Here is a 25,351-nt window from a genome sequence, read left to right as displayed (position 1 = left end):
TATTTCATCAAAATTTATAAAATATTGAATACCATATTAAATAAAATAATAAATTTACAATTTAAAGCCAAGTGTAAATTATTAAATTTAGAAAAGCGTGTTGATGGAGCTGTTCAGTTTTTACAACGTTGAAAATTTATTTTTACCAGATCCCACGCCAAGACATCGGTTAGATCCTACAAAGTCCGGGCTTAGGAATTGGGACGACAGAAAATATAAGAACAAGCTTTCCAGGATTGCTCACGTTTTTCAGCTGATGAAGGAGGATAATGGTGTAATGCCTTTTATGATCGGTCTTTCCGAAGTTTCCGGAAAGAAAGTTCTGGAGGATCTGGTACAGCTGAAACCCTTTGATTCGGAATACTGGATTGTACATTACAATTCTATGGACGAGAGAAAGGTAGATGTAGCATTATTGTATGATAAAAATAAGGTGGAAGTAATAGACTCAGAAGCTATTACATTCTTCTTTGAAATTACAGATAGAAACACAGGAAGTTACGATACAACCAGAGATGTGCTGTATTCAAAAGTAAAATATAAAGGGGAAATTATTAATGTTTTTATTGCGCACCTTCCCTCAAAGCGCGAAAAAGATATTAATAAACCCAAAAGAGACTTTATATTGAACGAAATCCGGGGGCGGATATTGGATATTGTACGCGAGGAAGAAAACGTAATTCTCTGTGGTGATTTTAACGAAAACCCAGATGATGAAAATCTAGTAAAAATTCTCCACGACAATGCCGACAGGAAAGTATTGGAAAATCCTTTTCAGCAATTGTTCTCCACAAGAAATTATTCTACTTTTCATTATAAATCCGGACTGCTGTTTGATCAGATCATATTGTCGAACTCTTTTTTTAAAGACAGTAATGTTCTGCATTTTCAGAATGCTGAGGTATTCAGCTCTGCGAAAATCAGCAGCCGTGACAGGAATTTTGAAGGCAGGCCCTTCCGAACCTATGCCGGAACCCGGTATTTGGGAGGATACAGCGATCATTTTCCGGTTTTTGTGAGATTCACAAATTTATAAATATTTAAAAACATAAATAAGTAGAAAAATGAAAACCACGGACAACACAACGTATCAGCTGGATTCTATTGATAAAGAGATTATCTATATGCTTATGGATAATTCTAAATCGTCTCTGGCACATATTTCAAAAAGTGTAAGGATTTCAACCACAGCGGTTCATCAGAGAATTAAAAAGCTTGAAAATGCAGGGGTGATAGAAAATTCAATTTCGCTTCTCAATCCTAAAAAAATAGGATATAAAGTTATTTCCTATATTGGCGTATTTTTGGATCAGCCAAGTCATTATCCGGATATGGTAAAGGCGCTGAAAGATATTAATGAAGTGGTGGAAGCTCACTATACTACAGGGAATTATACGATTTTCCTGAAGGTATTGTGTAAAGATAACGATCATCTGATGCAGATTTTAAGTAAACTTCAGAAGCTGAAAGGAGTAACAAGAACCGAAACTTTTATATCTTTGGAACAGGGTATTTACAGACAATTGAAAGTATAAAAAATTATGAATATTGCTCAGTATTTAGATTCAACATATTTAAAAACTCCTGCACAGTCGGGACTTTCGGAACAGGAAACGCTACAGAAAGATATTGATCTTACTCAGGAAGCGATTGATCATGGTATTTTTGCTGTAATGATTCGTCCGGATTATGTATCAGACATCAAAAACTATATTAAAGAAAGAAATTCTCAGGTTGTCGTCGGCACTGTGATTGGTTTTCATGAAGGAACATATTCTGCTGAGGAAAAACTTGTGGAAGCTACAAAAGCAATTGCCGACGGAGCAGATGAATTGGATTTTGTCATTAATTATAATGCTTATCTGAAAGGAGATATTGAGACTGTAAAAGAAGAGTTTGTAAAATGTACCTGGCTATGTTTGCAGCATCATAAAATCGCAAAATGGATCATTGAGATTGCAGCTTTAGAAGACGGACAAATCGCAGATCTTACCAAAAAGATTTCCAATTGGGCAGAAGAGAAATTCTCTGAGGAAGAACTGTCTAAAATTTTCGTAAAATCTTCGACAGGATTTTTTGAAACAAAAGACGGAAAACCGAATGGGGCAACCTTTGAAGGAATAAAAATAATGCTTGAAAATGCCGGAAAGCTTCCTGTAAAAGCAGCCGGCGGGGTAAGAACTCCTGAAGATGCAGAAAAAATGATCAGTCTCGGAGTAAAAAGAATCGGAACGTCTTCAGCGCTGGCTTTAATTGAAAATCAATCGACTACGGAAGAATATTAAAAAATATAACATTAAAGTTATAAAAAAAACCATCAAGTAATTTGATGGTTTTCTTATTATGCCTGTTGAGCTAAATATGCGGTGTAGAACTCCTGCGTTTCTTTGATCAGGGCGTCCATTTCTTCCAGCGTAAATACTTCTAAGAATTTTTTTCTGAAATCTTTAAAGTGAGGAACTCCCCGGAAGTAATTGCTGTAATGCTGTCTCATTTCCACTAATCCTAATCTTTCGCCTTTCCATTCTGCACTCCATTCTGCGTGTTGACGAACAGCTAATAATCTGTCTTCAATGGTTGGAGCAGGTAAATGTTCTCCGGTTTTAAAGAAATGTTTAATCTCATTAAAAATCCACGGATATCCAATGGCGGCACGACCGATCATAATCCCGTCGCAAGCGTATTTCTGTTTGTATTCTAAAGCTTTTTCGGGAGAATCTATATCGCCGTTTCCGAAAATAGGAATTTCGATATTCGGATTTTGCTTAATTCTTGAAATATGTTCCCAATCCGCTTCCCCTTTGTACATCTGCGCACGGGTTCTGGCATGGATTGTCAAAGCTTTGATTCCTGTTTCCTGCAGACGTTCTGCCACTTCATCAATATTTATAGAAGTACTGTCCCATCCCAAGCGGGTTTTTACCGTTACAGGAAGGCTTGTAGAGCGTACCACAGCTTTTGTTAAACGAACCATTAGGTCAATGTCCTTCAAAACTCCGGCTCCGGCACCTTTGCAGACTACTTTTTTTACCGGGCAACCGAAATTGATGTCCACTAAGTCCGGGTTTACGGTCTCCACAATTCTGGCAGACATTGCCATTGCTTCCTCATCTCCTCCGAAAATTTGGATCCCCACGGGTCTTTCATAATCAAAAATATCCAGCTTTTTTCTGCTTTTAATAGCGTCACGAATTAACCCTTCTGAAGAGATAAACTCAGAATACATTAAATCTGCACCGTGCATTTTGCAAAGTCTTCTGAACGGCGGATCACTTACATCCTCCATCGGAGCCAATAAAAGCGGAAATTCCGGCAGTTCTATATTGCCTATTTTTATCATGGCGCAAATTTACAAAATTCTGTACACTTGAAAATATGATAATATCTATTAGTGTTATGAAGCATGAATTTAGGACGCAGAAAAATTTAGAATTATGGCAAAGAATAACTTAAAAACCTTGAACATAAAACTTTGAACAGGATATTTAAAAACTCGCCTTCACCTGCATACTTCCGATATGGATCGTTCTCTCCCCAGAATTTCTACCTTCATAATTCAAATTCAACTGTAAGAAAGAATTAATCGCCTGCTGAATAAATACGCTCCAAACCTGGTTTTTCCCTGGCTTCAGACCGTCGAGCATCTGGTTTCCTACGATACTGAAGTTATTGCCGTTGAAATTATTATTAATAAACGAGAAATTTCCTCTGATAGAAGTCTTCTTACGCTCCCATTGGATGGTTCCGGTAATGTCAAAGGCCTTCAGCAATTCTTCTCCGTCTATTCTTTGTTTCTGGCGGAAAGCAGAGGAAAGTTCAGCCTGGATGGCATCTGTGAATTTATAGGTGGCTTTGGGTTTTGTTTCAAAATTGTTTAATCGGTAATCTCTTGTGGCAAACAACTGAGATGAGTTTTTAATATCATGTACAGAGTTTTCCCAGTCTACCCTGAATTCTTTATTGAACCAATAACCAATATTTAAAAAATGAGAGATCTGTTCACGCTCTTCGTTGCTGAAGTTGGCATTGATGAGGTTGTCGTTCGAGATGAAACGGTAGTTACCATTCCAGCCGGATTTATCGGTAGGACTGAACTGAACGGATGTTAAAATATTCTGATTTTTAAGGATCATATCATCGTTTTTCTCAAAAGGATTCAGGACTAAAACTTTATCCTTTTTATAGAAAGAGTTTTGAGAATTTAGTGAGATATTGAAATTCCAGCGTTTTAAAAACTTATTTTCAGAATTAAATACAATCGACGGATTAACAAATAAAGCCAACTGGATTTTGTTTTTATTGGAAGGAATATATCGTACAGAATTTGTATAAACCCTGATGTATTGTGCCAAATCTGAATATTCGGCAATTTCAAATTCGTCCAATTGCTGAATGCCGTCGCCGTTATAATCGGTCCATTTATAAATTCCCTGTCCGTCGGTTACTTTAATGTATTGGAATTCCCTTTGCGCTTCCTGTCCGTTTCCGAGCTCATAAAAGGCTTGCAGACGCATCCCGTTTCGGAAAAGTTGTTGGTTGTAAAGAATATTCCCCACAACAAAGTCGTTGTTTCTCGACATATCCACATCCTGATTCTGATAAAAGAATTTTCTGTAGTGGAGAAGGGCGTTCAAGGTCGTTTTTTCAGTCTTAATAATCTGGCTTTCTGCCATGAAACCAAGAATGTTATTCATGCTTTGAAGACGGTTGTCGCGCACAGAGTCGTTGTCTCTCATGTACACTTTTGCCAAGAGTTTGGTTCTGGTACTGTCGCCGATTTTCTTCTGGACAAAAATTTCTTTCCAGCTGAAACTTGTAACATCCAGCAGTTGGGTGTCATTGTATTTTTTTTCGTTGTGCTCCATGCTTCCACCGATTGCCCAGCTTCCTTTTTTGCCGGTATATTCTGTAGAAACACCTCCTCGGATAAATTTGGTATCCTGAAGCGTGGCGTTTGTATTTAGGTACGATAGATTTCCTTTTGTAAAGAATTTCCCACTGATCCAGCCAAAGTCCAAGTCGTTTTTAATTCCTTTATAGGTATCCTGTTCGTCAAGATAATTGATTCTATAATTTATAGTGGATTTATTGTTCCATTTATTTAAAAAACTGAAAATAAATCGGTTTTGAGTTCTTCCGCTGAATTCCTGTGCAAGGTTGAAATCTCTGGAGAATTCTACATCATTTATTCGGTCTAAAATATGAAACTGCCTGTCGATATACTGATATTCAAAATTAGGAGTACCTTTCCAGTTGTTTTTAGTAAATGTTTTATTCCCGAAAATTCGCCATGCATACCCGATGTTCTGATCTGAATCTTTTGAAGAAAAAAGGTTCACATCATAATTGCTTAAAGAGATATCTGCCCCGATTTTTCCGTCTTTTAATAAATATTCAGAATTTAAAGAAAATACCTGAGATTTTTGCGGTGAAGGTAATTTTCTTACGGCTCTGTAATCTCCCATATTCGGGCCTACATATTCAAAAACACGTCCATTATTGGTGGTCTGGGTAATTTTATAATCCCCGAGATTAGCTCCGAAATAAGTATAGGAAACGGTATACAATGTTTGGGTTGCATCAGTAGAAAACTCATAATGATTTCCGTTCGGATCCTGAACTAATCTGTATAAAATTTTATTGACATCATATTCCGTAACGACACCGGAAGGCGCATACATCAGATTGGGATCATTTCCTGCATCGGCAAGAATTTGTTGGTCTTCGGAAGATAAATTTAAAGCAAGAGGAGCGTTTTTATTGTCATTTTCCATGAACCAGTTTAAGCCCAGTTTTAATTTCTCTCTTTTATGTTCTACTTTTCCTGTAAACAGATATCTGGAATAGTTTCTGTTGGTATAATTATAAGATATTGTAATGAAATTCTGCTGGAAAATCGGTCGGAAACTGGTAAAAGTAACTTCCCCGGTATTATAATTAATAATATAATCCTGGTTTTCTCCACGCTTCATCAGGATACCGTCAATAAAAACCTGTTCGGAACCTGAGATCAGAGTGATAAACTGTTCGCCGTTCTTGCCGGTAAGACGATAAGGCCCTTGGTTTCCTTCAACCCCCTGAAAACGGATTCTGTGAAATTCACTTCGTGCGACCCCCATCGAAACATCAACAAAAGTTTTATTCTCTTTCCCGAATTCAGTCTGGAATTCGAGCCCCATGCTTCGTCTCTGATATTTCGCAAAATAATTTTTTGCTTCCACCAAATCCAGATGTCCGGCTCTAAGAATAGATTTATCCTTAATATTAAGCTGCATGTAGATTTTATCAAATTCCTCAAGGGTTTGGGTATAGCCATCTGCCTGAATCGGTAAATTGTGATCTGAAATACTGGCAAGAATCGTAACATCTTTAGAAAGCCTGCCGGAAATCTGAAGATCCATCGAGCTTTGTACAGACTGCCCCTGATTATTCCCAAATGTAATCCCACGGATAATGGAACCTTTGGAATTTAATTCTCCCAAAAATCTTTTCTTATCATTTTTAGCAAGAACCGCTTCATCTACAATAATTCTGTTCTGGGTTTTGATAAAATCCAAAGTATCTTTTGCGAAAATATCCTGCTCGAATTTTAATGCCAGAATGCTGTCCTGTCGGATGCTGTCATATTTTAAACTGTCTTGCGGGATATTTGGGTTTTTCCACGTGAATATTTGGGCATCAGTAATTGTTATGCCCATAAATAATATCATGAATAAGAGGAAAAAATTTCGCAAGAACTTAAAAATAATTCGTAAAAATAACTAAAAATTGTATATAATTATTGTTTTAGCATTATTAACAAAAATTTATATAAATTATTGTGTTTGAAATAAAAATGACCGTATTTTAGCCGTGTAAATTATTAATAATTAAATTTTTAAAATCATGAAGAAAATTTATTCTTTGGCAATAATTTGTTTTACAAGTTTTGCTTTTGGGCAAATTAGTCTTAATTCATTAAATTCTGCTTATACTCAAAATTTTGATGGATTAGCAATTACGGGTACAGGTTCTACCGTCTTATCCGGCACATTAGCTGGTTGGAGTATTTTAGAAACGGGTTCTAACGCAAATACAACTTACACTGCAAGTACAGGATCAGTAAATCCGGGAGATACTTATAGTTATGGAGCTACAGGAAATACCGATAGAGCACTAGGTGCGATTGCAAGTAGTAATTTAACCTCAAGATGGGGAGCTCAATTTAAAAATGATACCAATGTTACAATTACTCAGTTATTGGTGTCATACACAGGTGAAGAATGGAGATTAGGTGAAGCGGGAAGAGGAACTGACGATCAGATTGTCGTTGAAATTAGTACGAATGCAACTTCATTAAATAATGGTACCTGGACAGCTGTTCCTTCATTAACGTACAGTACTACAGATGTTACGGGTGCTGTGGGTCTTAGAGATGGTAATAGTGCAAGCTATAGAACTGCTTTAAGCTCAACAATTACAGGATTAAATATTGCTGCAGGACAAAATTTTTGGATAAGATTTGTTGATGTAAACATTACAGGTACCGATGATGGTTTGGCAATTGATGATTTTTCTTTAACTCCTCAGCAATCATCAGTATTGGCAACAAATGAAGATTTTTTATCTAAAAAGCTTTTTGTAAAAACAACAGTGGTAGACAATGAAATTTATTTTGGTGTAAAATCTGATGTGAAGATTTACAATATGTCCGGACAAATTGTAAAGACAGCTTCTGTAAAAGAAAACGAATCATTAATTATTACTGAACTTAAAGAAGGTAATTATATCATTACAGGAACAGTAGACGGTAAAAAGGTTTCGGAAAAAATTATCAAAAAATAGCTTTAACAAATTGTTAAATATAAATCATCAATTATTGATAAATGATGATTTTTTTGTAAGTTTATAAATGTAAATTATTAATAATTAAATTTTTAAAAATCATGAAGAAGATTTATTTTTTATTAGGGATGTTGGGTTTTGCATCTGCATTCGGACAGGCTGCTTTACCTTATTATGATGGGTTTGCATATAGTGGTACTGCATTACAAACGCAAACCGGATGGGCGGCTCTTAATTCTGGAGATGATATAGCAATAGTTCCTGGAAATCTTTCTTATACAGGTCTACAAGCTTCTACAGGTAACAAAATTAGTTTTGCAGGAGCTGGTATTGATACAACTTTATCTGTTGCTGCGCAAAATTCGGGTACTGTATACTATTCTATGTTGGTAAATCCAGTTTCTATGGCAGGTGTGACGGATGCAAACGGAGGGTACTTTGCTGGACTTATTCAGGGAGCTCCGGCAGGGAATGTTTTTGGAGGGACATTATGGACAAAGAGAGTCGATGACAATACTTTACAATTTGGGATTGATGTTAGATCTAATACTGGAGCAGCGACTACATGGACTAGTACTACATATTCAACAGGACAAACATATCTTATAGTTGTTGGATACACATTTAATACAGGTGGTACAAACGATGATATAGTTAGTCTTTGGGTAAATCCTGCAACAGGTGGTTCAACACCTCCAACTCCTACTATAACAGATACTAATTCCACTACTGATTTAACGGGCATTAATAATTTCCTTTTAAGACAGGATAGTGCTACGGAGACGCCTAGTTTAGAAATTGATGAACTTAGAATTGGAACAACTTGGGCAAGTGTTACTCCTTCTGCAACATCATTAGCAGTTGGAGACCTATCCACTATTAAAACAGGAAGCTTTGTTAAAAACACTTTTGTTAAAACAAACGAAATCACTTTCGGGGCTGAAGCAAAGGATGTAAAAGTTTATAACATGTTCGGGCAAATTGTAAAAACGGCTTCTGTAAAAGAAAATGAGTCAGTAAGCGTTGCAGAATTGGCAAAAGGAAACTATATCGTAACAGGTACAGTAAACAATAAGCCGGTTTCTCAGAAAATATTGAAAGACTAAGGCAATTCGTTTTAATGATACAACAGATCTCCGTTCCTTCTGAAGCGGAGATTTTTATTATTGATTAATAGGTGGTTATAATTGACTTTTTCTAAAGGCATGGTATTGTTTTTGTATTTTTTAGCTGTGAATCACAAAACAATCTGCCATGAGAAAAATTTTTACTTTTATAGGGTTTATTTCCCTCATTTTTACAAACGCCCAAATTATCATCAATGAAATCTATAGCGGCGGCGGAAGTTCTGGTTCCGCACTGAGTAATGACTATATTATTTTAAAGAACATCGGTTCCGACACTACCTCTCTCAATGGAGCTGTAATCCAATATGCTTCTGCTGCAGGAAATTTCATACAATATCACACCTTACCAAATATTACTTTAAATCCGGGGCAAAGCTATCTTATCCAGGAAGGGGCAAATGTTGTAGGAACTGTTAGTCTTCCGGCTCCCGATTTTATTGCCAATGAAATTGTAAACTTTGACGGTGCACAAAATTCTTTCGGAGGATTGGATCTTAATAATACATCAGGAAAAATTGCTTTGACAGTCAATGCGGATCAGGTGATGGATGATAAAAGTGAAAATATTATAGATTTTGCTGTTTACGGAACAAACAATGCGGCGCCGGCTTTTATTTCTACGGCAAATACTGCGTATAGAAGGGTGTCGGGAAACTCGGGGAGCAGCGATTTTTTTGTGACAGCGGCAGATCCTGTTAATTCATCAACTGGAAATGTAGCCGTTTCTACTGCTGGATTAAATTATTCAAAATTTAATTTTATTGTTAATTCTTTTATTAAAGAGAATAATGAAATTACTTTCGGAGGCGAAGTTGAAAATGTAAAAGTGTATGACGAATTTGGGCAGGTCGTGTTAAAATCTCCTACTAAATTTGCTTACGGATTAAATGTTATAGAACTTCCGAAAGGAAAATATACCGTAACCGGAATGATTAATAATTCCCCGGTCTCCCAGCAGATTGTTAAAGATTAAAAGTTAGTTTTTTATATATATTTTAATGAATAGTTGTACTTTTTGTACAGCTATTTTTAGTACCAGCCTCTTCTAGCAGCATTAATTATTGAATTTAAATTCAAGATCAGGGTGTATCGGATGCGTCTTCCATAGTCTTTAAATGCAGGCTCGAAACCTAAAGAAGACTGAACAGGCAAGTAAATTTCAAGGAAATCCGGAATGATTCTTACTTTCACACCACTGTCCCAAATAAATTTAGTCGGCTGATTTTTATTGTCATAAACACCCGCATCTGCATACACATGGAAAATTTTCCAAACGCTGGTGTCAACATTTACAGACGTAATCCATTTATTGACACTTCCGGGAATGAAAGATTTGAAACCTCCGTCTGCCAGAATAAACTGTTGCGAGAGAATTCCGCTGGTAGCACTTTGCCCTAACAAATTATAGGAAAAAGAGTAGTCGGAAACTCTGGAAATCCCATAATTAAAAGTATTATTTCTTGTATTGTTTTTAGCAAAATAACCGGCGAATAATCTTACACTGAGTTTTTGTCTTGGAGCAAATTCCCAACGGTAAAAGCCTTCCGCTGTTACTTTATGGAAATCTTCCATCCATTGTGTACTCACACCCAATCCTTTCTCATGAATACTTTGGCTGTCATTATATCCGTAGCCTGCAGTCCAGAGATTATATCTGTCATAATCATTTCTTGCAATCATTGCCGGGCTCAAATCCCGCTCAAAAAAACTATACGAAAAACCAAGGCTTCTGCTTACTGTACTTCTGGGATTTTTTCTGAAATTCAGATTGGCAGAGAGCGAGGCTTTACGGTACGCAAGATCATAATCGTAATGAAAATAAGATCCGGAAGCTCCAAAAGTCAGACTTCGGATGATACTTTCAGCGGGTAAAAAAGAATAAGCCAATGCTCCGGAACCCGTTAACTGCCCGGTTCCTGTACTATACGTCGGAGTAAATGAATAAAGGAATTTCTGATCAAAAAAAGATTGATTTTTAAAATTAAATCCGATCAAAAATTTATCATACGTATTATTGAAACGGACTCTCGGACTGATGTAAATCTCATTGAATTCAGGATTCGGAATGTCCTTGATCAGTTTTAATTTAATTTTTTTCGTGTTGGAGAAAAAACCTTTCGCATACAAAAAATTATCTCTGTAATTGGATTCAGGGAAAATGTAATCGTCATTCAGGGTAATTTTGTACGTATCTAAAGCCGGAATGGTAATGGTTTTTATCTTTTCATTTCCTTCCGTTTCTACCCAATATTCTGTTGTTTCACCATTTTTTGAGGTGGTCTGAAGCTTTACAGGAATATTGGCTAAAGTATTTTTTTCAACTTTAATATTTAAAGAATCACCTTCTTTTCGGAATCTTTTCAGCTTAAAATTAACTCTGTTTTTATGCTGTAAAAATTCGGATAAATAAGATGTTCTTTTATCTTTTTCCGCTAATTCTTTTAAAAAGTCTTTTGGATTAACCTGTTTATCCGTATTTTTTGCAATGAAATTCTGAATCAAACTGTCAAAATTTTCATAACCCATTTTATCCGCAGAATAATTGAATAACGTTCCTGTTTCAAAATTACTGATGGCCATATCATTGAAATTGCTCAGCACAGTGTACTTTTCATCAATCTTTTGATCCAGATTTTGAGACATAATGTATTGATAGGCTAAGCCGTAACGTTCAATCAGTTTTACATTAGAAGCGTGGAATAATTTCAAAGGTTTTACCCCGAAGATCTTCGTTTCAGGTAGAGTTCCCAATAATTTGGTATCTGCGTAGAATTTTTTTAAATACTGGATTTCAAGATAAGATTTTAAACCGCTTTTGAACCAATGGTAATTTTGCTTGTCGGTGATAATACTTTCATCCAGGATTTTTTTGGCTACAATCCCGAAATAATCCAGATCTGTATTTTCTGCAGGAGTAAATAGCTGAAATCTGAATTTCAAAAACGTAATATCATTATTCCCGAAGAAATCTTCCTTATTCCTGAATTTTTCTGAAATGAAAATTCTTTTCGGAAGAACTCCGATTTTTTCTTTAATAAATTTTAAATGTAAAGGAAGATAAAATTCTAAGTTCTGCTTTTCTTCAGGTTTTAGGTTATACCCGAATTTTACTTCAGTATTGATATCATCGGTATTTACATTAATGGATGGATATTCATTGGGTGAAATTAAAAACTCTGGATCGGAGTCCAGATAACCGCTGAAAGAATTCATCTGAGTCTGCAGGAGATTACTTTCTGCAAAATAATTGACAGGCAGATCAAAATTTACTGTCCAAAAAGTATTAAAGCTTACCGATTCTTCGATATCGTGATAATTTCTCTTGGAAATATTGTCCGGATCAAAACGATCCGGAACAATAAAGAAATATTTTAGGGCTATATTTTTATCAGAAGTTCCATATCCTGTAAATCTCTTGTCAGGAAGCTGGATCTGGTATTGCAGCTGTAATTTTACTTTTTCTCCGGGCTTTAAAATTTCTTTTAAAGGAAGAAAAAAATTCTCGTCAGAAATATTATTAACAAGAATTTCCTGATCTGAACTTTTTATATTTAGACTTACTAATTTTCCAAGCTCATTTTTCTTTGCAAAATGGAGATCGGTGTTTCTGTCTTCCAGTTTTCTGTAAACCAAAGAGGTTCTTCGTCTATTATAAGCCGAAATCCAGTTCAACAGTTTTACCGTGTTGAGATCTTTAGCCGAATTGTTATAATACGTAATTTCTTCATTTACGTTCAGCATTTTTTTATCTGAAGATAATTTAGCTTCAATATAAATGCTATCCTTCTGCGCAGAAACCTCTACAACACCCAAAAACAAAATAAGACAAATACTAATCCTTTTCAATATTCCTGATAAAGTATCAAATATAACTTATTTTATATAGATTTGGTAATGATTTTAATTCTGAACTGCTTTTTTTTCTAAAGAACTTAGATATGCATTCCAGCCTTCATTTTTATAATTCAAAGCTGCCTGTTCAGCATTTTCAGCTTTATAAATTCCTCTTCCTACGATAATGAAATCGGTGTGAAGCGTTTTGAAAACATGTTCAGGAGTATTGTACTGCTGTCCTTTTCCATCACCGGAATCTGCTAAATTTACACCAGGGGTGAACAGTAACATTTCTTCAGGAAGCGGATTCTGGGAAACTCCTCCGATTACATTTGGATGTGATGAAGCCACTTTTAAAGCTTCTTCTCTGTAAGCGCTCGTCGTTAAAGCTCCTTTGGAAGACATTCCGATAATAGCAACAACACCTACGTTTTTGAAACAGTCTAAAGATTCAAAACCACCGATTACCTGAGACGTTACAAAATCGGCCCAATCTGTAATTTTGAAAACTCCGCTTGTAAACTGAAGTTCCTGAGTATTTCCGATGTCTGCAAATTTTCTGTCTTCCATTAATAAGAAGTTGTGTTTTGCAGCCAAAGCCTTCAACGGAGTAATTGTTTTTTCGTATTCGAAATCTGAAATAATATCGATATGCGTTTTTAAAGCAATTACATGTGGACCCACTTTTTCAGCTAAATCTAATAATTCCTGGGTTGTTGTAACATCTGCAGAGGCAATTAAGTTAGATTGTTTTGCCAAAGCTGTTTCCAATAATTTTTTAGAAACCGAATGTTGTGCTGTATTTAATTTCTGTTCGTAAGAAGGTCTGATTTTTTCTTCAAACTGAATATGATTTCCCTGTAAAAAATCCTGAATTCTTTTTACTTCATCATCAGAAAGTTGTCCGTCTTCCTGAAGAATTTCACAAACTTCTGTAATATTGAAAAGCGTATGAACTCTGAAGCCTTTGCTTTCCAAAAGCTGCTTTCCGCCTTGTTCTCTGTCTAAAACAACAACAATATCGGCAACTTTCAGGTCTTCCTGCTCAACTTCGGCAATCGTTTCGATCAAAGATTTTCCGGAAGTGATGACATCCTCTACCAAAAGACAGTTTTGCCCTTTCTGGTAAATTCCTTCGATCAGTTTTTTCGTACCGTAGTTTTTAGCTTCTTTTCTTTTAATAATTAACGGAATATAGCTTTCCAGAGACATCGCCGTAGCCATCGGAAGCGCAGCATAAGGAACTCCGCAGATCAGATCAAAATTATCCAGAGGAAGCATTTCCAATAAATAATTAGCCAAATTTTTCAAAATTTTTGGATCTGAAGCCAAAGGTCTTAGATCTACATAAAACGGACTTTCGATGCCGCTTTTTAAGGTAAATCTTCCGAATTTAATGATGCCCAGTTTGTAGCACTCCAAAAAGAATTCTTTTTTACTTTCCATTATTTTTTATTAGATGTTGCAAATTTAATAAATTGAGAACAAAATGAAGAAATGAAGAAGTCAATTGTCGATTTTTACATCTTAAGTGAATGATAAATTGTAAGATTAAAAATTTTAAACAAAAAAACCATCCGATAACGAATGGTTTTTAAATATTGTTTTTAAATTATTTTACAATTTCGGCATCAATGACTTTTGTGATACCCGAATCATATTTTTGCTCGGCTTCCCAAAGTAAGAATTTATCTACTTCTCTGATCAGTTTCGGTATTGCCAGCGATAAAACGGCCAGATCATCCAAAACTCCGATCACAGGAACCGCGACTTCCGGCAGAAGATCAATAGGAGAGATCACATACAAAAGTCCCAACAAAGGCAGGATAATATCAAGGGATCTCATAGGATATTCTCCTTTTCGCCACATTTTTACCATTCTGAAAATGTCTGGGATTTTTTTTACAAACCCTTTATGGCTGATGGCTTCTTTTGCCAGGTTTAATTTTGAATACTTCATTTTGTGTTTAGATTTAAATAATTTTTTAACAGTACAAATTTCGCAAAATTTGTACCAATTCGATATAAAATTTAGTTAAAAATTACTTAATAATATTGTCAATGAACTGGTGGGTAGATTCTGTGTTCCAGTCTCTTGAGGCATCTTCCTTAATCAGAATTCTTCCGTCTTTGTCCAGTAAATAGGTTGTAGGAAACACTTTGGGAAGTATTTTTTCTGAAATTGGGCTTTGTGCGATATAAACAGGAACGTTATAATTATTTTCTTTTAAAAACTTTCTCACCGCATCTTCCTGATCGTTCATCGCGATCAATACAAAATTGACATGATCCTTGCGTGTATCATATAATTTCTGGATAGAAGGCCATTCTTTTCTGCACGGCGGGCACCAGGTTCCCCAAAAATTAAGAAAAACTGCTTTATCTTTAAAGGCTTTAAGATTGGTATTCGGTACATTGATTCCCTGTAAGTCGATATCATAATCTTCATCGCTGATGTGCACCGCATTTTCTATGGTTGCAATCGGGAAAAACATATCCTGTAATTTTTCTTTCACTCCCGGCACAAATGCGATAACGGCAATAATGCCGATCAATACAACGTAAATTATATTTTTTTTCATAATATTTATTTTATCCCAATATACTGGAAGTAATTATTATTTAACTGATATATTAAAAACTTTTTCGAAACTGCACCTTGTTCATCCACAATCGGAATATACAATTTGTTCTGATCAAATTTAATTAGTTTAAAGGGACGTTCCGGTCTGTCCACCACACTGAAGAAATCAAAATCAACCTGAATTTTATTAAGCGTTGTCGTTTTTGTTTTAAAAATTTTGTCCGAATCAATTAATTGACCGTTTCTGATGGTATAAGCCTGAACGGCCTGTGCCTGATCTTTTGTAGAGAAAATTCCATTAGAAATCACAAGATAATAATTCTGTTGATTGATCTCCTTTTTTACAATCTCTGATATAAAATAAGGTGTGTCAGATTGCTCTTTGCTGTAAATTGTTTTTACTTTACCGTTCGAAGAATATTGGATTATCTGATCGAAACTTTTCATCGTTCCTCCTAATTCCGTATCCCAAACGTAGAATCTTAACTTTTTATCTTCAGAAGTAATGATGTATATATTCTCCTTCAATTTATTAAAATCGTAAGCGAATGTTTCAGGATTTTCTGAGATAAATTTTTTGAACTCCTGAGAAAATTTTACAGACTGAACAGTTTTAGTATCATAATCTTCATGACCTGATAAACTTTTATATTCTTTAGAAAAGTATATTTCTTTATTATCCAACGTTGTATTTTGTCCATACAAAGTGCTGGAAATAAAAAAACAGATCACAAAAAAACTGAAAAATTTTGCCATATTTTAGATGAGTTCTAAAATTTCCTGAACAGCATCTTTTCCTCTGTTTTTAGCATAATAAATCTGGAGATCATTATAAAACTGATCTTTTGTGTATGCTTCAGGGTCTGCTTTGTATTTCATTAGCAATTCTTTCCCGTATTTCGGACGCGGTCCCCAGGAATTTTTCACATTAAAATCTTTATCCAGAATAATAACTTTCGGGATGGATTCCGTTCCGTTCGTTAAAAACTGACTGATTAAGCTTTTATCGCTGTCTCTCAGGAAAATCCTTACTTCATTTTTACCTTCAAAAAACTTAACCAATGCAGGAACAGTGGCACTTGCATCACCACACCATACTTCGGAAATAATTAAAATTTTTCCGTCAAAATTTTTAGATTCCAATTCCTTTACCTGTTCTTCATCAGCAACATACTTTTTCAGTGTCCTGTCGATTCTCTGAAGTCCAAGTTCGTAATATTGTTTATAGTCTATTTCCTGTTGAGTTGCAGGGTTTGCTAATCTGTGTTTTCCAATTTCAAGATACTCTTCAAAAGAGATGCTTTTTTCCCAGTAATTTTTCATTACTAAAAATATTTATATTTAAAAATTATTGATATTTCTTGTTTTATTGATCAAAAATAAATCTGCTAAAACAAAAGCCGCTAAACTTTCCACTACAGGAACCGCTCTCGGAAGAACACAGGGATCATGACGTCCTTTTCCCTCAACAACTGCAGGATTTCCAAATTTGTCAACACTTTCCTGAGGTCTTAAAATTGTTGCCACAGGTTTGAAAGCTACCCGGAAATAAATATCCATTCCATTGGAAATTCCACCTTGGATTCCGCCTGAAAGATTAGATTTTGTGGTAAAATCTTCGTTGAAAAGATCGTTGTGTTCTTTCCCTGTCATTTTTGCACCGCAGAATCCGCTTCCGTATTCAAAACCTTTTGCAGCATTTATATTCAGCATTGCTTTTCCTAATTCTGCCTGAAGTTTTGAGAAAACCGGCTCGCCAATTCCTACAGGAACATTTTTGATGACACAGGTAATCGTTCCGCCAATCGTGTTGCCTTCTTTTTTGATTTCCTTGATTCTTTCGATCATTTTTTCTGCGGTTTCCGAATCGGGACAACGAACTTCATTACTTTCTGTTTTAGAAAAATCCAAGGCCTGATAAGGTTTTTCACAGAAAATTTCACCTACGGAAGAAACGTAAGCGTTGATCTCAATATTTGATAAAAACTGTTTTGCCAAAGCACCTGCAACCACCCAGTTCATCGTTTCTCTCGCCGAAGATTTTCCTCCGCCGCGATAATCTCTTAAACCATATTTTTGATCATAAGTGAAATCTGCGTGACTCGGACGATAAGAATTGGCGATATGATCATAATCTTTTGATTTCTGATTTTCGTTTTCGATGATAAAACCAATCGGAGTTCCGGTTGTCTTTCCTTCAAAAATCCCTGAAAGAAATTTCACGGTGTCACTTTCTTTTCTTTGAGTTACGATGGCGGATTGTCCCGGCTTTCTTCGATCCAATTCGTATTGAATTTTATCGAAATCAACCGTTAAACCAGCGGGAAAATTATTAATGATTCCACCATAAGCCAGACCATGACTCTCTCCAAATGTTGTAAGACTGAGAAGATTACCTAAAGTATTTAACATAGTGCAAATTTACAGCTTTTTCTTCAGATAAGGATTCCGTAGAATTTACTTCTGTTTATATGAATTGTTGATAGAATTGATAACATTTTCAGCTTCTTTTTTTTCTTTTGAATCTAATTTTTTCCAGATAAATCCTTTTTTGATATTTTTTTCGTCGATCATTTGAGGAAAAATTCCTGCTTTTGCGTCATCACGAAGATAATCTTCTGAGATGGCCGGAAGCTGAGTATCAAAACTGTAAGGGTATTTTTTTGAAACATTGAATCTTAAATTCCCGACCTTGTAAGATTCAAATTTATTATAATGATAAGTAGAAGGTTGGTACAATTGCCTGATTTCAAATTTTCCCATAAAATTTCCAAGCCTGAAGCTGGGCAGATAAATCTGAAGAACATTAGGTAATAGAAGAATTCCAATAAAGGCTGTGCTTAACACAGAAAAAACTGTAATCGATCTTTTCTTATTAAAATAATTAATCATCATCACAAAAAAGATCACAAAGAAAACATCCAGAAAAAATCTGTACTGTGCAGAAAAGAGAAGAATTATAACACTTTTGATGAGGATAGAAATACAAATTAAGCTGGTAATTCTATTCTTTTTAATAAAGGAAAAAATAATAAACGAGATTAAACTTACAACAAAAAGAATATTAATTTTTGATTTAATTCCATTTAAAAATAACCAATTTTTAATATAATCTAAACTTGAGAATTTCTGAATTTCCCCATAGGAGTATTGCATATCGTACGTTTTCTGAATGGCAAACTGTGAAGAAATTTGCAAAACTTCAGGATTGGGTTTCCAGTTTACTCCAAAATCTCCAATTGAAACTGGGAAAATAGGATAACCAAAAGTATAGATGTTTTTAATGAAAAATAATAAAACGATTAAAATTCCGGGAATTAGATTTTTAAGGTTTGATTTGATAATTAAAATAGAGTAAAAGAAGCTTAAAATCGGAAGCCAGATCATTGTTGGTTTTATCGCAAAAACAAAAACCGAAAAAGCAAATAGGAGAGAGGTGTGTTTGTTTTCTCTAACGATCTCGTTGAGAATGATCAGCGAAAAAACAATCACAGGCAAATCCGGACTTGGAGATTGTGAGAATAACAGTAAAACCGGAATGAAACATAATTGAATCCAGCTTTTTTTTTCTATGATATATAAGGTATAAACAATTAATAAAATGGAATTGATCCTTAAGAACGGATCTGAAAAATTGGAAAATCCAGCCTGAAAGATATGCCAAAGTGATATTTGTCCTAAAGTGAGATCTAAGTTTGAAATGCCTTTCACTACACCGAATTCTGTCAGCCATTTTATCGTTGGAAGATAATATCCAAAATGATCTAATATATAAGGATAGAATGAGCCACAGAATAAAACGATCAGCGAAATAACGAAAATCAACGAATATTCTTTCTTTGAAAAATGATAAAATTCCCGATACAGTTGACCTTTAAAAAAATAAATAAAGCCTAAAATAATTGTAGTAATTTCTACATAGCTATTTAAAGGTATAAAAAATGCAAGGATTGTCCAAAGCAAACTGATTCCTACAATCCCGGATAATATTTTCCCGGAAATTCCTTTTATTAATATTCCTGAAAAATTTTCTAAGGCTTTTCCTAATCCCATTAAAACAGGAATGAGTAAAATCGTAGAAAGCAAAAGTAGAACCATAAAAAAAGATTGCCTAAAAATAAGCAATCTTTCTCGTTATCGTGAAAATAAATATTATTTCGGCTGAACTCTTCCGCTTTTTCTATCCTGTGCTCTACCTAATGTATATCCTGTTGCACCCCCGATGATACCTCCAATGGCAGCACCACCTCCCGGGCTTTTCTTATTTACAATCGCACCTAATGCAGCACCACCTACGGCACCAATAATAGTCCCTTTAGCAGCTTCACTCATCCCTTTTTTCTTTGCAGTAGTTTGAGAGGTTGTACCGTTACTTGCTGTACTTCCTGCGTTTGAGCTTGAGCTTGAGCTTGAGCTTGGTCTGTCTCTGTATACCGTATGTGTTTCTCTAATGACTTGCGGTTTTGCATTTGCAGCAGCAACTTGTGCTTTTTGCACTTCAGCAACGCTGTCTGCTTTTTTCTGAGCTTCATAAGCCATTTTTTCCTTTTCAATGGCTAATTTTTGTTTCTCAATTTCCAATTGTCTCATCTGGAACTCTATTTTCTGTTGCTCCAGAGATTTTTCGGCTATCTGATCGTCTTTTTTACAGGCTGTCATTATAAAAACTGACAATAATCCTGTTAACACTATACTTTTCATAATTCAAATTTTAATAAGGATTTTCAAAGCATAAGACTTTGATGGTATAGTATTTTCAATTATGAAGCCAAAATTATGTTAACTAATGTTAAAAAATGTATTCATGAGAATTTTATTAATGAAACTCCTCATTTTCAACTTTCTGAAAAATGAGGAGTAATCATTATTTATAGGATAGTAAAAGTGGTCTTGATTTTACTCATCAGCCTGTAAGGAATTTTGGTCTGATAGCTGAGGAGGTTGTAAATTTCTTCAGAACTGGTAAAATGTTCCGGAATATTTTTATTTTTTATTGAGGTAATACCTCTTCGTTTCATGGACTGATGGATCACCTTTGCAAAAGAGTCCTTTGCATGCCCCCGGGAGCCTGCCTGTGAGATCCCACCCGAATGAAGTCTATATTTATAAAGAGGTTCCTGAATAAACTTGGCTTCACCAACTTCAAGAATTTTTAAATAAAGATCCTGATCTACTGCACTTCTTAAATAAGGATTAATTCCCTCAGTTTTTAAATAAGCTTCTTTTTTGAATACAAAAAATGCGGAAATCTGTATAGGACAGTTGAAAAAATATTTATCGTTGTGAATTTGTTTTATTTTAGTGAAAACTTCTTTAGGATTTAAATTTTCATCACAGAAAAATAGCTGGGAATATACAGCTGCAATTTTAGGATGTTTCTGAAATTCTTCCATACAGCATTCTATCGAATAGTAGAAGAGGGCATCATCCGGATCTAAAAAAGCACAATAATCCCCTGTTGCCAACTCTGCACATTTTCTTTTGGTGTAGCCGCATCCTCTGTTGACTTCGTTTTCATATAATTTAAAACGGCTATCATTTTTAATGAGATTTTTTATAATGTTTACGGAATCATCTGTTGAACAGTCGTCTACAATGATTACCTCCCAATTGTCATAGCTTTGAATGACCAGGGAATCATAACAATCCTCGAAATATCGTCCGTTGTTATAATTTGCTATAAGAATTGAAATTTTATTCACTGTTTATAGATTTAAATTCTACTTCAAATCTACAACAAAAAACCAACATTACATTATGATTAAGATCACTATATTTTTAATTAATTTTTGCATTTTATAGTGAAATAATTAAAATGATTTATTCATAATTAAATATTTTGTGATTGTATTAAAGACAATTTTGCTGTTTTTTCTGCAATCATTCTATTAAAATTCTTTAAATAATACTTTCAAAGTGTATGTGAAATAAATTTTAGAATAAATTCAGAATTTTAGTATAGTCTTAATTCGAAAAATTCTCATAAAGATAAGCTGCTGCAATAATAAATTTAAACATTAAACGTTTGTTTTAAATCTACGGGAAATATAGATTTTGATAAATTCTCTATTCAATTTTTAGAAAATTTATACAAAAAATATGACTTTTTATACTATATATTAGTAAAAAACGAATTAGATTTGCAAGGATTAATATTAAATGATAACTTATGAAGAAAATTTCTACTTTTCTAGTACTTCTTCTGTGTTTGTTAAATTGGGGCGCCCTATCGGTCGTCTATGGGCAAACACCGTTACCCTATTCTCAGAACTTTAACACCGCCAATGATTTTACGTTTGTTAACGGAACATTGACAAACAAATGGGTATATGGTTCTGCAACGGGAAATACTGGTAGCTCCATTTACATTTCAAATAACGGAACTGCCAATACGTATACTACCAATTCAGGAAGTATTGTACATGCGTATAAAGATTTTACGATTCCTGCCGGCTCCACGATCTCAAATTTTTCATTTGATTGGAAAGGGGCAGGTGAATCTGGATGGGACTTTTTAAAAGTTTGGCTGGTTCCTGCAACTTTTACCCCTACAGCTAATAATAATATCACTGCAGGTGGAGGTAGGATTCAAGTCGCAGGCGATTTTAACCAGCAGACTACTTGGCAGACCTACAGTACTCCGACTTTGAACATAAGTACTTTTGCCGGAAATACAATGCGTCTTGTTTTTGAATGGACCAATGACACCAGTGCAGGAACGCAACCACCTATTGCAGTAGATAACATCAATATCAGTATTCCTACTTGTATTATGCCTTCTGCAATGTCGGTATCAGCAATAGGAACAAATACTGCTACTCTGGGATGGACGGCTCCTACGCCGGTTCCAGGAGTTGGATACGAATATTACCTTAGTACAACCAATACAGCACCAACAGCTGCAACAGTGGGAACTGCCAATGCAGGAACTACGGCAAACCCTGGAGGTCTAGCTACAGCTACAACTTACTATTGGTGGGTGCGTTCAGTATGTAGTGCGACTGATAAGAGTGTTTGGGTAGCGGGGCCTAGTTTCTCTACTACACAGATTCCGGGTACGATTCCTTACACACAGAATTTCAGTACAGGAAACGATTTGCAGCTTGCTAACGGAACGATGACCAATAAATGGGCATATGGTTCTGCAACAGGAAATCCTGCAAATTCTCTTTATATTTCCAATAACAACGGAACTTCGAACGCGTATACAACGGGGCCTTCGGTTTCAAACTATGTTCATGCCTTCAGAGATCTTATTGTTCCTGCCGGAACTACAGAAGCGACATTGCAGTTCGACTGGAAAGGAGTTGGTGAATCTGGCTGGGACTTTTTAAAAGTCTGGCTGGTACCGATTACCTATACTCCGACTGCAGGAACGCAGATTACTGCCGGAGGCGGAAGAATTCAGGTAGGAGGTAACCTTAATCAGCAGTCGGCTTGGCAAAATTACTTTAATCCTTTGGTAGACTTAAGTACTTTTGCTACTAGTGGATTCGTAAGACTTGTATTCGAATGGACCAATGATACGTCAGGCGGAACACAGCCTCCTGCTGCTATTGATAATATTAATTTAAGTATTCCTACATGTAAGGTTCCACAGAACATACAAGTTGTAAGTGTGGGATCGAATACGGCATCAATCAGCTGGACGGCTCCGAATCCTGCTCCGGTTGGAGGCTATCAGATTTATTGGTCTACAACAAACGTTGCTCCTACTGCTGCGACTGTACCAAATTCAACTTCTACAGCCACAACAGCAACTTTATCACCTTTAACACCTAATACGACTTATTATTTCTGGGTACGTTCTAAGTGTGCAGGTACTGATGCTAGTTTCTGGATGGTTGGTCCAAGCTTCACAACAGGACAGATCCCTGCTACGATTCCTTATATTCAGCAATTCAATACAGGAAGTGATTTAGGATATACTAACGGAACTCAGACTAATAAATGGGTGTACGGAAGTGCAACAGGAAATACCGGGAACTCTCTGTATATTTCTAATACTAACGGAACTACGAATGCTTACAGTACTTCATCAACAAGTATCGTGCATGCATACAGAGACATTCTTATCCCAGCGGGAACAACTACTGCTACTTTCTCATTCGACTGGAAGGCTGCAGGTGAATCTTCATGGGATTATTTAAGAGTTTGGTTGGTTCCTTCTACATTCATGCCTACTTCGGGTGTTAACATCGGAGCAGGAACAGGAAGAATTCAGGTAGGTGGTAATTATAACCAACAGACTACATGGCAGACTGTTCTTAACCCTACACAAAACCTTTCAAGCTTTGCAGGACAGACTATGCGTCTTGTATTTGAATGGACAAATGACTCGAGTGGTGGTACACAGCCTCCTGTGGCAATTGATAATATTAACATCCGTATCTGTAGCACAGCAACTCCGGTTGTCACTGTTGGTACTCCGACTTATAATTCAGTGGTGTTAACTTGGCCTCAGGATAACGGTGGAGCAAGCTATATTGTAAACTACAGACCACAAGGTTCTGGAGCTCCTTGGCAAAGTGTAACCGTTGCAGCAGTACCATATCCGCAACCAACGAATACAACTACATTAACAGGACTTCTATCTGCAACCCTGTATGAAGTACAGATTGTTGCGGTTTGTAACGGTAACCAGGGAACACCTTCTCAAAATACCTTTACAACAAGATGTGATCCTACGCCTCCGGGAGTAACGGTTACAAATATTACTACTACTTCTGCATTAATCACTTGGTCTCCTGTAGCACTTGGTTCGCACTACTATATCAGATATAGACTTACCGGAAGTGGTAACGCCGGATGGAGTGCACCGATCCCGGTACCTGTAGGTTCAGGAAACTCTTATTTGTTACAGGGGCTTAACGTTTACACTTCTTACGACGTTCAGGTGGCTAATATGTGTGATACAGATAATACATTAAACCCATGGTCTAACCCTAAAGTATTTGTAACAGCAAGAACTTGTGATATTGCACCTCCGGGATTAACAATTACAAGCATAACTCCAACTACAGCTGTTGTTACTTGGGATCCGTTCCCGGGTGCTACTTATATATTAAGATATAGAAAGATTGGTGTTCCTAGCTGGACTCCTGTGACATCGAATACAAATTCGATTACATTGACAGGCTTATTAGAGCTTACACAATATGAAATGCAGGTAGCTAATATCTGTAGCGGAACTCCGGGCAATTATACCTTACCATACTTGTTTACAACCCCAACGATTGTATATTGCCAGATGGCTTCTACGGGATCTACTTCTGAATATATTTCTAAAGTAACGGTTACTCCGAATGGTAAGCCAGAAAAGCAAAATGCCTCTTTAGCTTCGAATTATACAGATTATACAGGAGATCAAACTAAGTTTATTGAAATGATTCAGGGATCTTCTAACAATAAGATCACGATTGATAAAAAACTTACTGGAAATACAAATGCAGGAGTTGCTGTTTGGATTGACTTCAACAGAAATGGATATTTTGATATCGATGAAAGAATTTTAGTTGCTGGTCCAAGCAATGAGCAAACGGTAAGCGGAACATTTACTGTACCTGCCGATGCGTTCATCAGCATGACAGACTTCAAATATGTTGTGATGAGAGTTGCTTTACAGAAAGACGGAATTCCTGTAACATGCAACAGTTTCGCAACAGGTGAGGTAGAAGACTATACGGTAAGAATTTCTAAGCCTATTATTGCTAATCCTATTAATCAGACAGAAATACTTATTTACCCTAATCCGGTAACAACAGTATTGAATGTTAAAAACGTAAGCAAAAGAGCGAATTATAAGATTTATAACGCTACCGGACAAATTGTATCATCAGGAATTATTCTTAACAATAAGATTGATGTACATGCCCTTATTAATGGTGTTTACGTAATTGATATTGATGATGTGCAGGGAACTGCTCAGAAAAAGTTTATCAAAGAATAAGATAAGCTATCAGATAACAGTAAAAAAGGCTCT

General features: G+C 35.6%; 19 protein-coding genes. 7 read left to right on the top strand and 12 right to left on the bottom strand.

Translation table 11 applies throughout. The annotated features are described in order from the left end of the window. The first annotated feature begins 103 nt into the window (after positions 1-103). Genes BUA89_RS07295 through deoC form a run of 3 tightly spaced genes read left to right on the top strand, consistent with a single transcriptional unit; the run spans position 104 to position 2,285 of the window. Positions 104-1,036, top strand: a complete 933-nt coding sequence (locus BUA89_RS07295; protein ID WP_072954965.1) for an endonuclease/exonuclease/phosphatase family protein — start codon at positions 104-106, stop codon at positions 1,034-1,036. A 28-nt stretch (positions 1,037-1,064) separates the two neighbouring features. Then, positions 1,065-1,535 carry an Lrp/AsnC family transcriptional regulator gene (locus BUA89_RS07290; RefSeq protein ID WP_072954961.1) on the top strand — a complete coding sequence of 157 codons (471 nt, stop codon included), beginning with the start codon at positions 1,065-1,067 and terminating at the stop codon, positions 1,533-1,535. Between the two features lie 3 nt (positions 1,536-1,538). Beyond that, on the top strand, positions 1,539-2,285 hold the full coding sequence (gene deoC, locus BUA89_RS07285) for a deoxyribose-phosphate aldolase (protein WP_072954958.1): 747 nt from the start codon (positions 1,539-1,541) through the stop codon (positions 2,283-2,285). A 56-nt stretch (positions 2,286-2,341) separates the two neighbouring features. Here deoC and dusB read toward each other — a convergent pair whose 3' ends face one another. Beyond that, positions 2,342-3,340, bottom strand: coding sequence for a tRNA dihydrouridine synthase DusB (dusB, locus tag BUA89_RS07280; protein ID WP_072954955.1), 999 nt, complete (start codon positions 3,338-3,340; stop codon positions 2,342-2,344). 145 nt (positions 3,341-3,485) lie between these two features. Further along, positions 3,486-6,698, bottom strand: coding sequence for a hypothetical protein (locus tag BUA89_RS07275; protein WP_072954952.1), 3,213 nt, complete (start codon positions 6,696-6,698; stop codon positions 3,486-3,488). Positions 6,699-6,885: 187 nt separating this feature from the next. On the opposite strand from BUA89_RS07275, the gene BUA89_RS07270 reads away from it, so the two are divergent. The 3 genes from BUA89_RS07270 to BUA89_RS07260 all read left to right on the top strand — a co-directional run bounded on the left by BUA89_RS07270 (position 6,886) and on the right by BUA89_RS07260 (position 9,924). Beyond that, a complete protein-coding gene (locus BUA89_RS07270) occupies positions 6,886-7,824 on the top strand; it encodes a T9SS type A sorting domain-containing protein (RefSeq protein WP_072954949.1) in 939 nt (312 codons plus the stop codon). Between the two features lie 101 nt (positions 7,825-7,925). Further along, positions 7,926-8,930 carry a T9SS type A sorting domain-containing protein gene (locus BUA89_RS07265; protein ID WP_083531629.1) on the top strand — a complete coding sequence of 335 codons (1,005 nt, stop codon included), beginning with the start codon at positions 7,926-7,928 and terminating at the stop codon, positions 8,928-8,930. A gap of 148 nt (positions 8,931-9,078) precedes the next feature. Then, positions 9,079-9,924, top strand: coding sequence for a lamin tail domain-containing protein (locus BUA89_RS07260; RefSeq protein ID WP_072954943.1), 846 nt, complete (start codon positions 9,079-9,081; stop codon positions 9,922-9,924). A gap of 56 nt (positions 9,925-9,980) precedes the next feature. On the opposite strand, the gene BUA89_RS07255 is transcribed toward BUA89_RS07260, so the two are convergent. The 10 genes from BUA89_RS07255 to BUA89_RS07210 all read right to left on the bottom strand — a co-directional run bounded on the left by BUA89_RS07255 (position 9,981) and on the right by BUA89_RS07210 (position 21,071). After that, entirely contained in the window at positions 9,981-12,692 is a 2,712-nt protein-coding gene (locus tag BUA89_RS07255) for a gluzincin family metallopeptidase (RefSeq protein WP_228420536.1), read from the bottom strand. Between the two features lie 159 nt (positions 12,693-12,851). Continuing rightward, entirely contained in the window at positions 12,852-14,231 is a 1,380-nt protein-coding gene (gene pyrF / locus BUA89_RS07250; RefSeq protein ID WP_072954936.1) for an orotidine-5'-phosphate decarboxylase, read from the bottom strand. A 166-nt stretch (positions 14,232-14,397) separates the two neighbouring features. Beyond that, positions 14,398-14,745: a YkvA family protein gene (locus BUA89_RS07245; protein WP_072954932.1), complete on the bottom strand. Its 348-nt coding sequence runs from the start codon at positions 14,743-14,745 to the stop codon at positions 14,398-14,400. Positions 14,746-14,827: 82 nt separating this feature from the next. Beyond that, positions 14,828-15,367: a TlpA family protein disulfide reductase gene (locus tag BUA89_RS07240; RefSeq protein WP_072954928.1), complete on the bottom strand. Its 540-nt coding sequence runs from the start codon at positions 15,365-15,367 to the stop codon at positions 14,828-14,830. A gap of 5 nt (positions 15,368-15,372) precedes the next feature. After that, positions 15,373-16,125 carry a hypothetical protein gene (locus BUA89_RS07235; protein ID WP_072954925.1) on the bottom strand — a complete coding sequence of 251 codons (753 nt, stop codon included), beginning with the start codon at positions 16,123-16,125 and terminating at the stop codon, positions 15,373-15,375. Between the two features lie 3 nt (positions 16,126-16,128). Beyond that, a complete protein-coding gene (locus BUA89_RS07230) occupies positions 16,129-16,692 on the bottom strand; it encodes a thioredoxin family protein (RefSeq protein ID WP_072954921.1) in 564 nt (187 codons plus the stop codon). 18 nt (positions 16,693-16,710) lie between these two features. Continuing rightward, complete coding sequence (gene aroC, locus BUA89_RS07225; RefSeq protein ID WP_072954918.1) at positions 16,711-17,781, bottom strand: chorismate synthase; 1,071 nt, start codon at positions 17,779-17,781, stop codon at positions 16,711-16,713. A 45-nt stretch (positions 17,782-17,826) separates the two neighbouring features. Continuing rightward, positions 17,827-19,467, bottom strand: coding sequence for an LIC_10190 family membrane protein (locus BUA89_RS07220; RefSeq protein ID WP_072954915.1), 1,641 nt, complete (start codon positions 19,465-19,467; stop codon positions 17,827-17,829). Positions 19,468-19,521: 54 nt separating this feature from the next. Continuing rightward, positions 19,522-20,070 carry a YMGG-like glycine zipper-containing protein gene (locus BUA89_RS07215; RefSeq protein ID WP_072954912.1) on the bottom strand — a complete coding sequence of 183 codons (549 nt, stop codon included), beginning with the start codon at positions 20,068-20,070 and terminating at the stop codon, positions 19,522-19,524. Positions 20,071-20,237: 167 nt separating this feature from the next. Continuing rightward, entirely contained in the window at positions 20,238-21,071 is an 834-nt protein-coding gene (locus BUA89_RS07210) for a glycosyltransferase family 2 protein (protein ID WP_072954908.1), read from the bottom strand. A gap of 467 nt (positions 21,072-21,538) precedes the next feature. Between BUA89_RS07210 and BUA89_RS07205 the strand changes: the two genes are divergently transcribed. Further along, positions 21,539-25,318, top strand: a complete 3,780-nt coding sequence (locus tag BUA89_RS07205; protein ID WP_072954904.1) for a fibronectin type III domain-containing protein — start codon at positions 21,539-21,541, stop codon at positions 25,316-25,318. Positions 25,319-25,351: the final 33 nt, after the last annotated feature.

It is taken from the genome of Chryseobacterium arachidis, assembly GCF_900129245.1.
GTDB classification, from domain to species: domain Bacteria; phylum Bacteroidota; class Bacteroidia; order Flavobacteriales; family Weeksellaceae; genus Chryseobacterium; species Chryseobacterium arachidis.
Note: the sequence above shows the minus strand (reverse complement) of the source record. Positions and strands in the feature narration are given on the sequence as shown.

Excerpts from the sequence above, each read along its gene's own strand:
- BUA89_RS07270 (WP_072954949.1), top strand. The coding sequence starts at position 6,886 with ATGAAGAAAATTTATTCTTTGGCAATAATTTGTTTTACAAGTTTTGCT.
- BUA89_RS07205 (WP_072954904.1), top strand. The coding sequence starts at position 21,539 with ATGAAGAAAATTTCTACTTTTCTAGTACTTCTTCTGTGTTTGTTAAAT.
- BUA89_RS07260 (WP_072954943.1), top strand. The coding sequence starts at position 9,079 with ATGAGAAAAATTTTTACTTTTATAGGGTTTATTTCCCTCATTTTTACA.
- BUA89_RS07265 (WP_083531629.1), top strand. The coding sequence starts at position 7,926 with ATGAAGAAGATTTATTTTTTATTAGGGATGTTGGGTTTTGCATCTGCA.
- BUA89_RS07220 (WP_072954915.1), bottom strand. The coding sequence starts at position 19,467 with ATGGTTCTACTTTTGCTTTCTACGATTTTACTCATTCCTGTTTTAATG.
- BUA89_RS07295 (WP_072954965.1), top strand. The coding sequence starts at position 104 with ATGGAGCTGTTCAGTTTTTACAACGTTGAAAATTTATTTTTACCAGAT.
- BUA89_RS07215 (WP_072954912.1), bottom strand. The coding sequence starts at position 20,070 with ATGAAAAGTATAGTGTTAACAGGATTATTGTCAGTTTTTATAATGACA.
- BUA89_RS07230 (WP_072954921.1), bottom strand. The coding sequence starts at position 16,692 with ATGAAAAATTACTGGGAAAAAAGCATCTCTTTTGAAGAGTATCTTGAA.
- dusB (WP_072954955.1), bottom strand. The coding sequence starts at position 3,340 with ATGATAAAAATAGGCAATATAGAACTGCCGGAATTTCCGCTTTTATTG.
- BUA89_RS07245 (WP_072954932.1), bottom strand. The coding sequence starts at position 14,745 with ATGAAGTATTCAAAATTAAACCTGGCAAAAGAAGCCATCAGCCATAAA.
- BUA89_RS07290 (WP_072954961.1), top strand. The coding sequence starts at position 1,065 with ATGAAAACCACGGACAACACAACGTATCAGCTGGATTCTATTGATAAA.
- aroC (WP_072954918.1), bottom strand. The coding sequence starts at position 17,781 with ATGTTAAATACTTTAGGTAATCTTCTCAGTCTTACAACATTTGGAGAG.
- BUA89_RS07255 (WP_228420536.1), bottom strand. The coding sequence starts at position 12,692 with ATGCTGAACGTAAATGAAGAAATTACGTATTATAACAATTCGGCTAAA.
- BUA89_RS07235 (WP_072954925.1), bottom strand. The coding sequence starts at position 16,125 with ATGGCAAAATTTTTCAGTTTTTTTGTGATCTGTTTTTTTATTTCCAGC.
- BUA89_RS07275 (WP_072954952.1), bottom strand. The coding sequence starts at position 6,698 with ATGGGCATAACAATTACTGATGCCCAAATATTCACGTGGAAAAACCCA.
- BUA89_RS07240 (WP_072954928.1), bottom strand. The coding sequence starts at position 15,367 with ATGAAAAAAAATATAATTTACGTTGTATTGATCGGCATTATTGCCGTT.
- pyrF (WP_072954936.1), bottom strand. The coding sequence starts at position 14,231 with ATGGAAAGTAAAAAAGAATTCTTTTTGGAGTGCTACAAACTGGGCATC.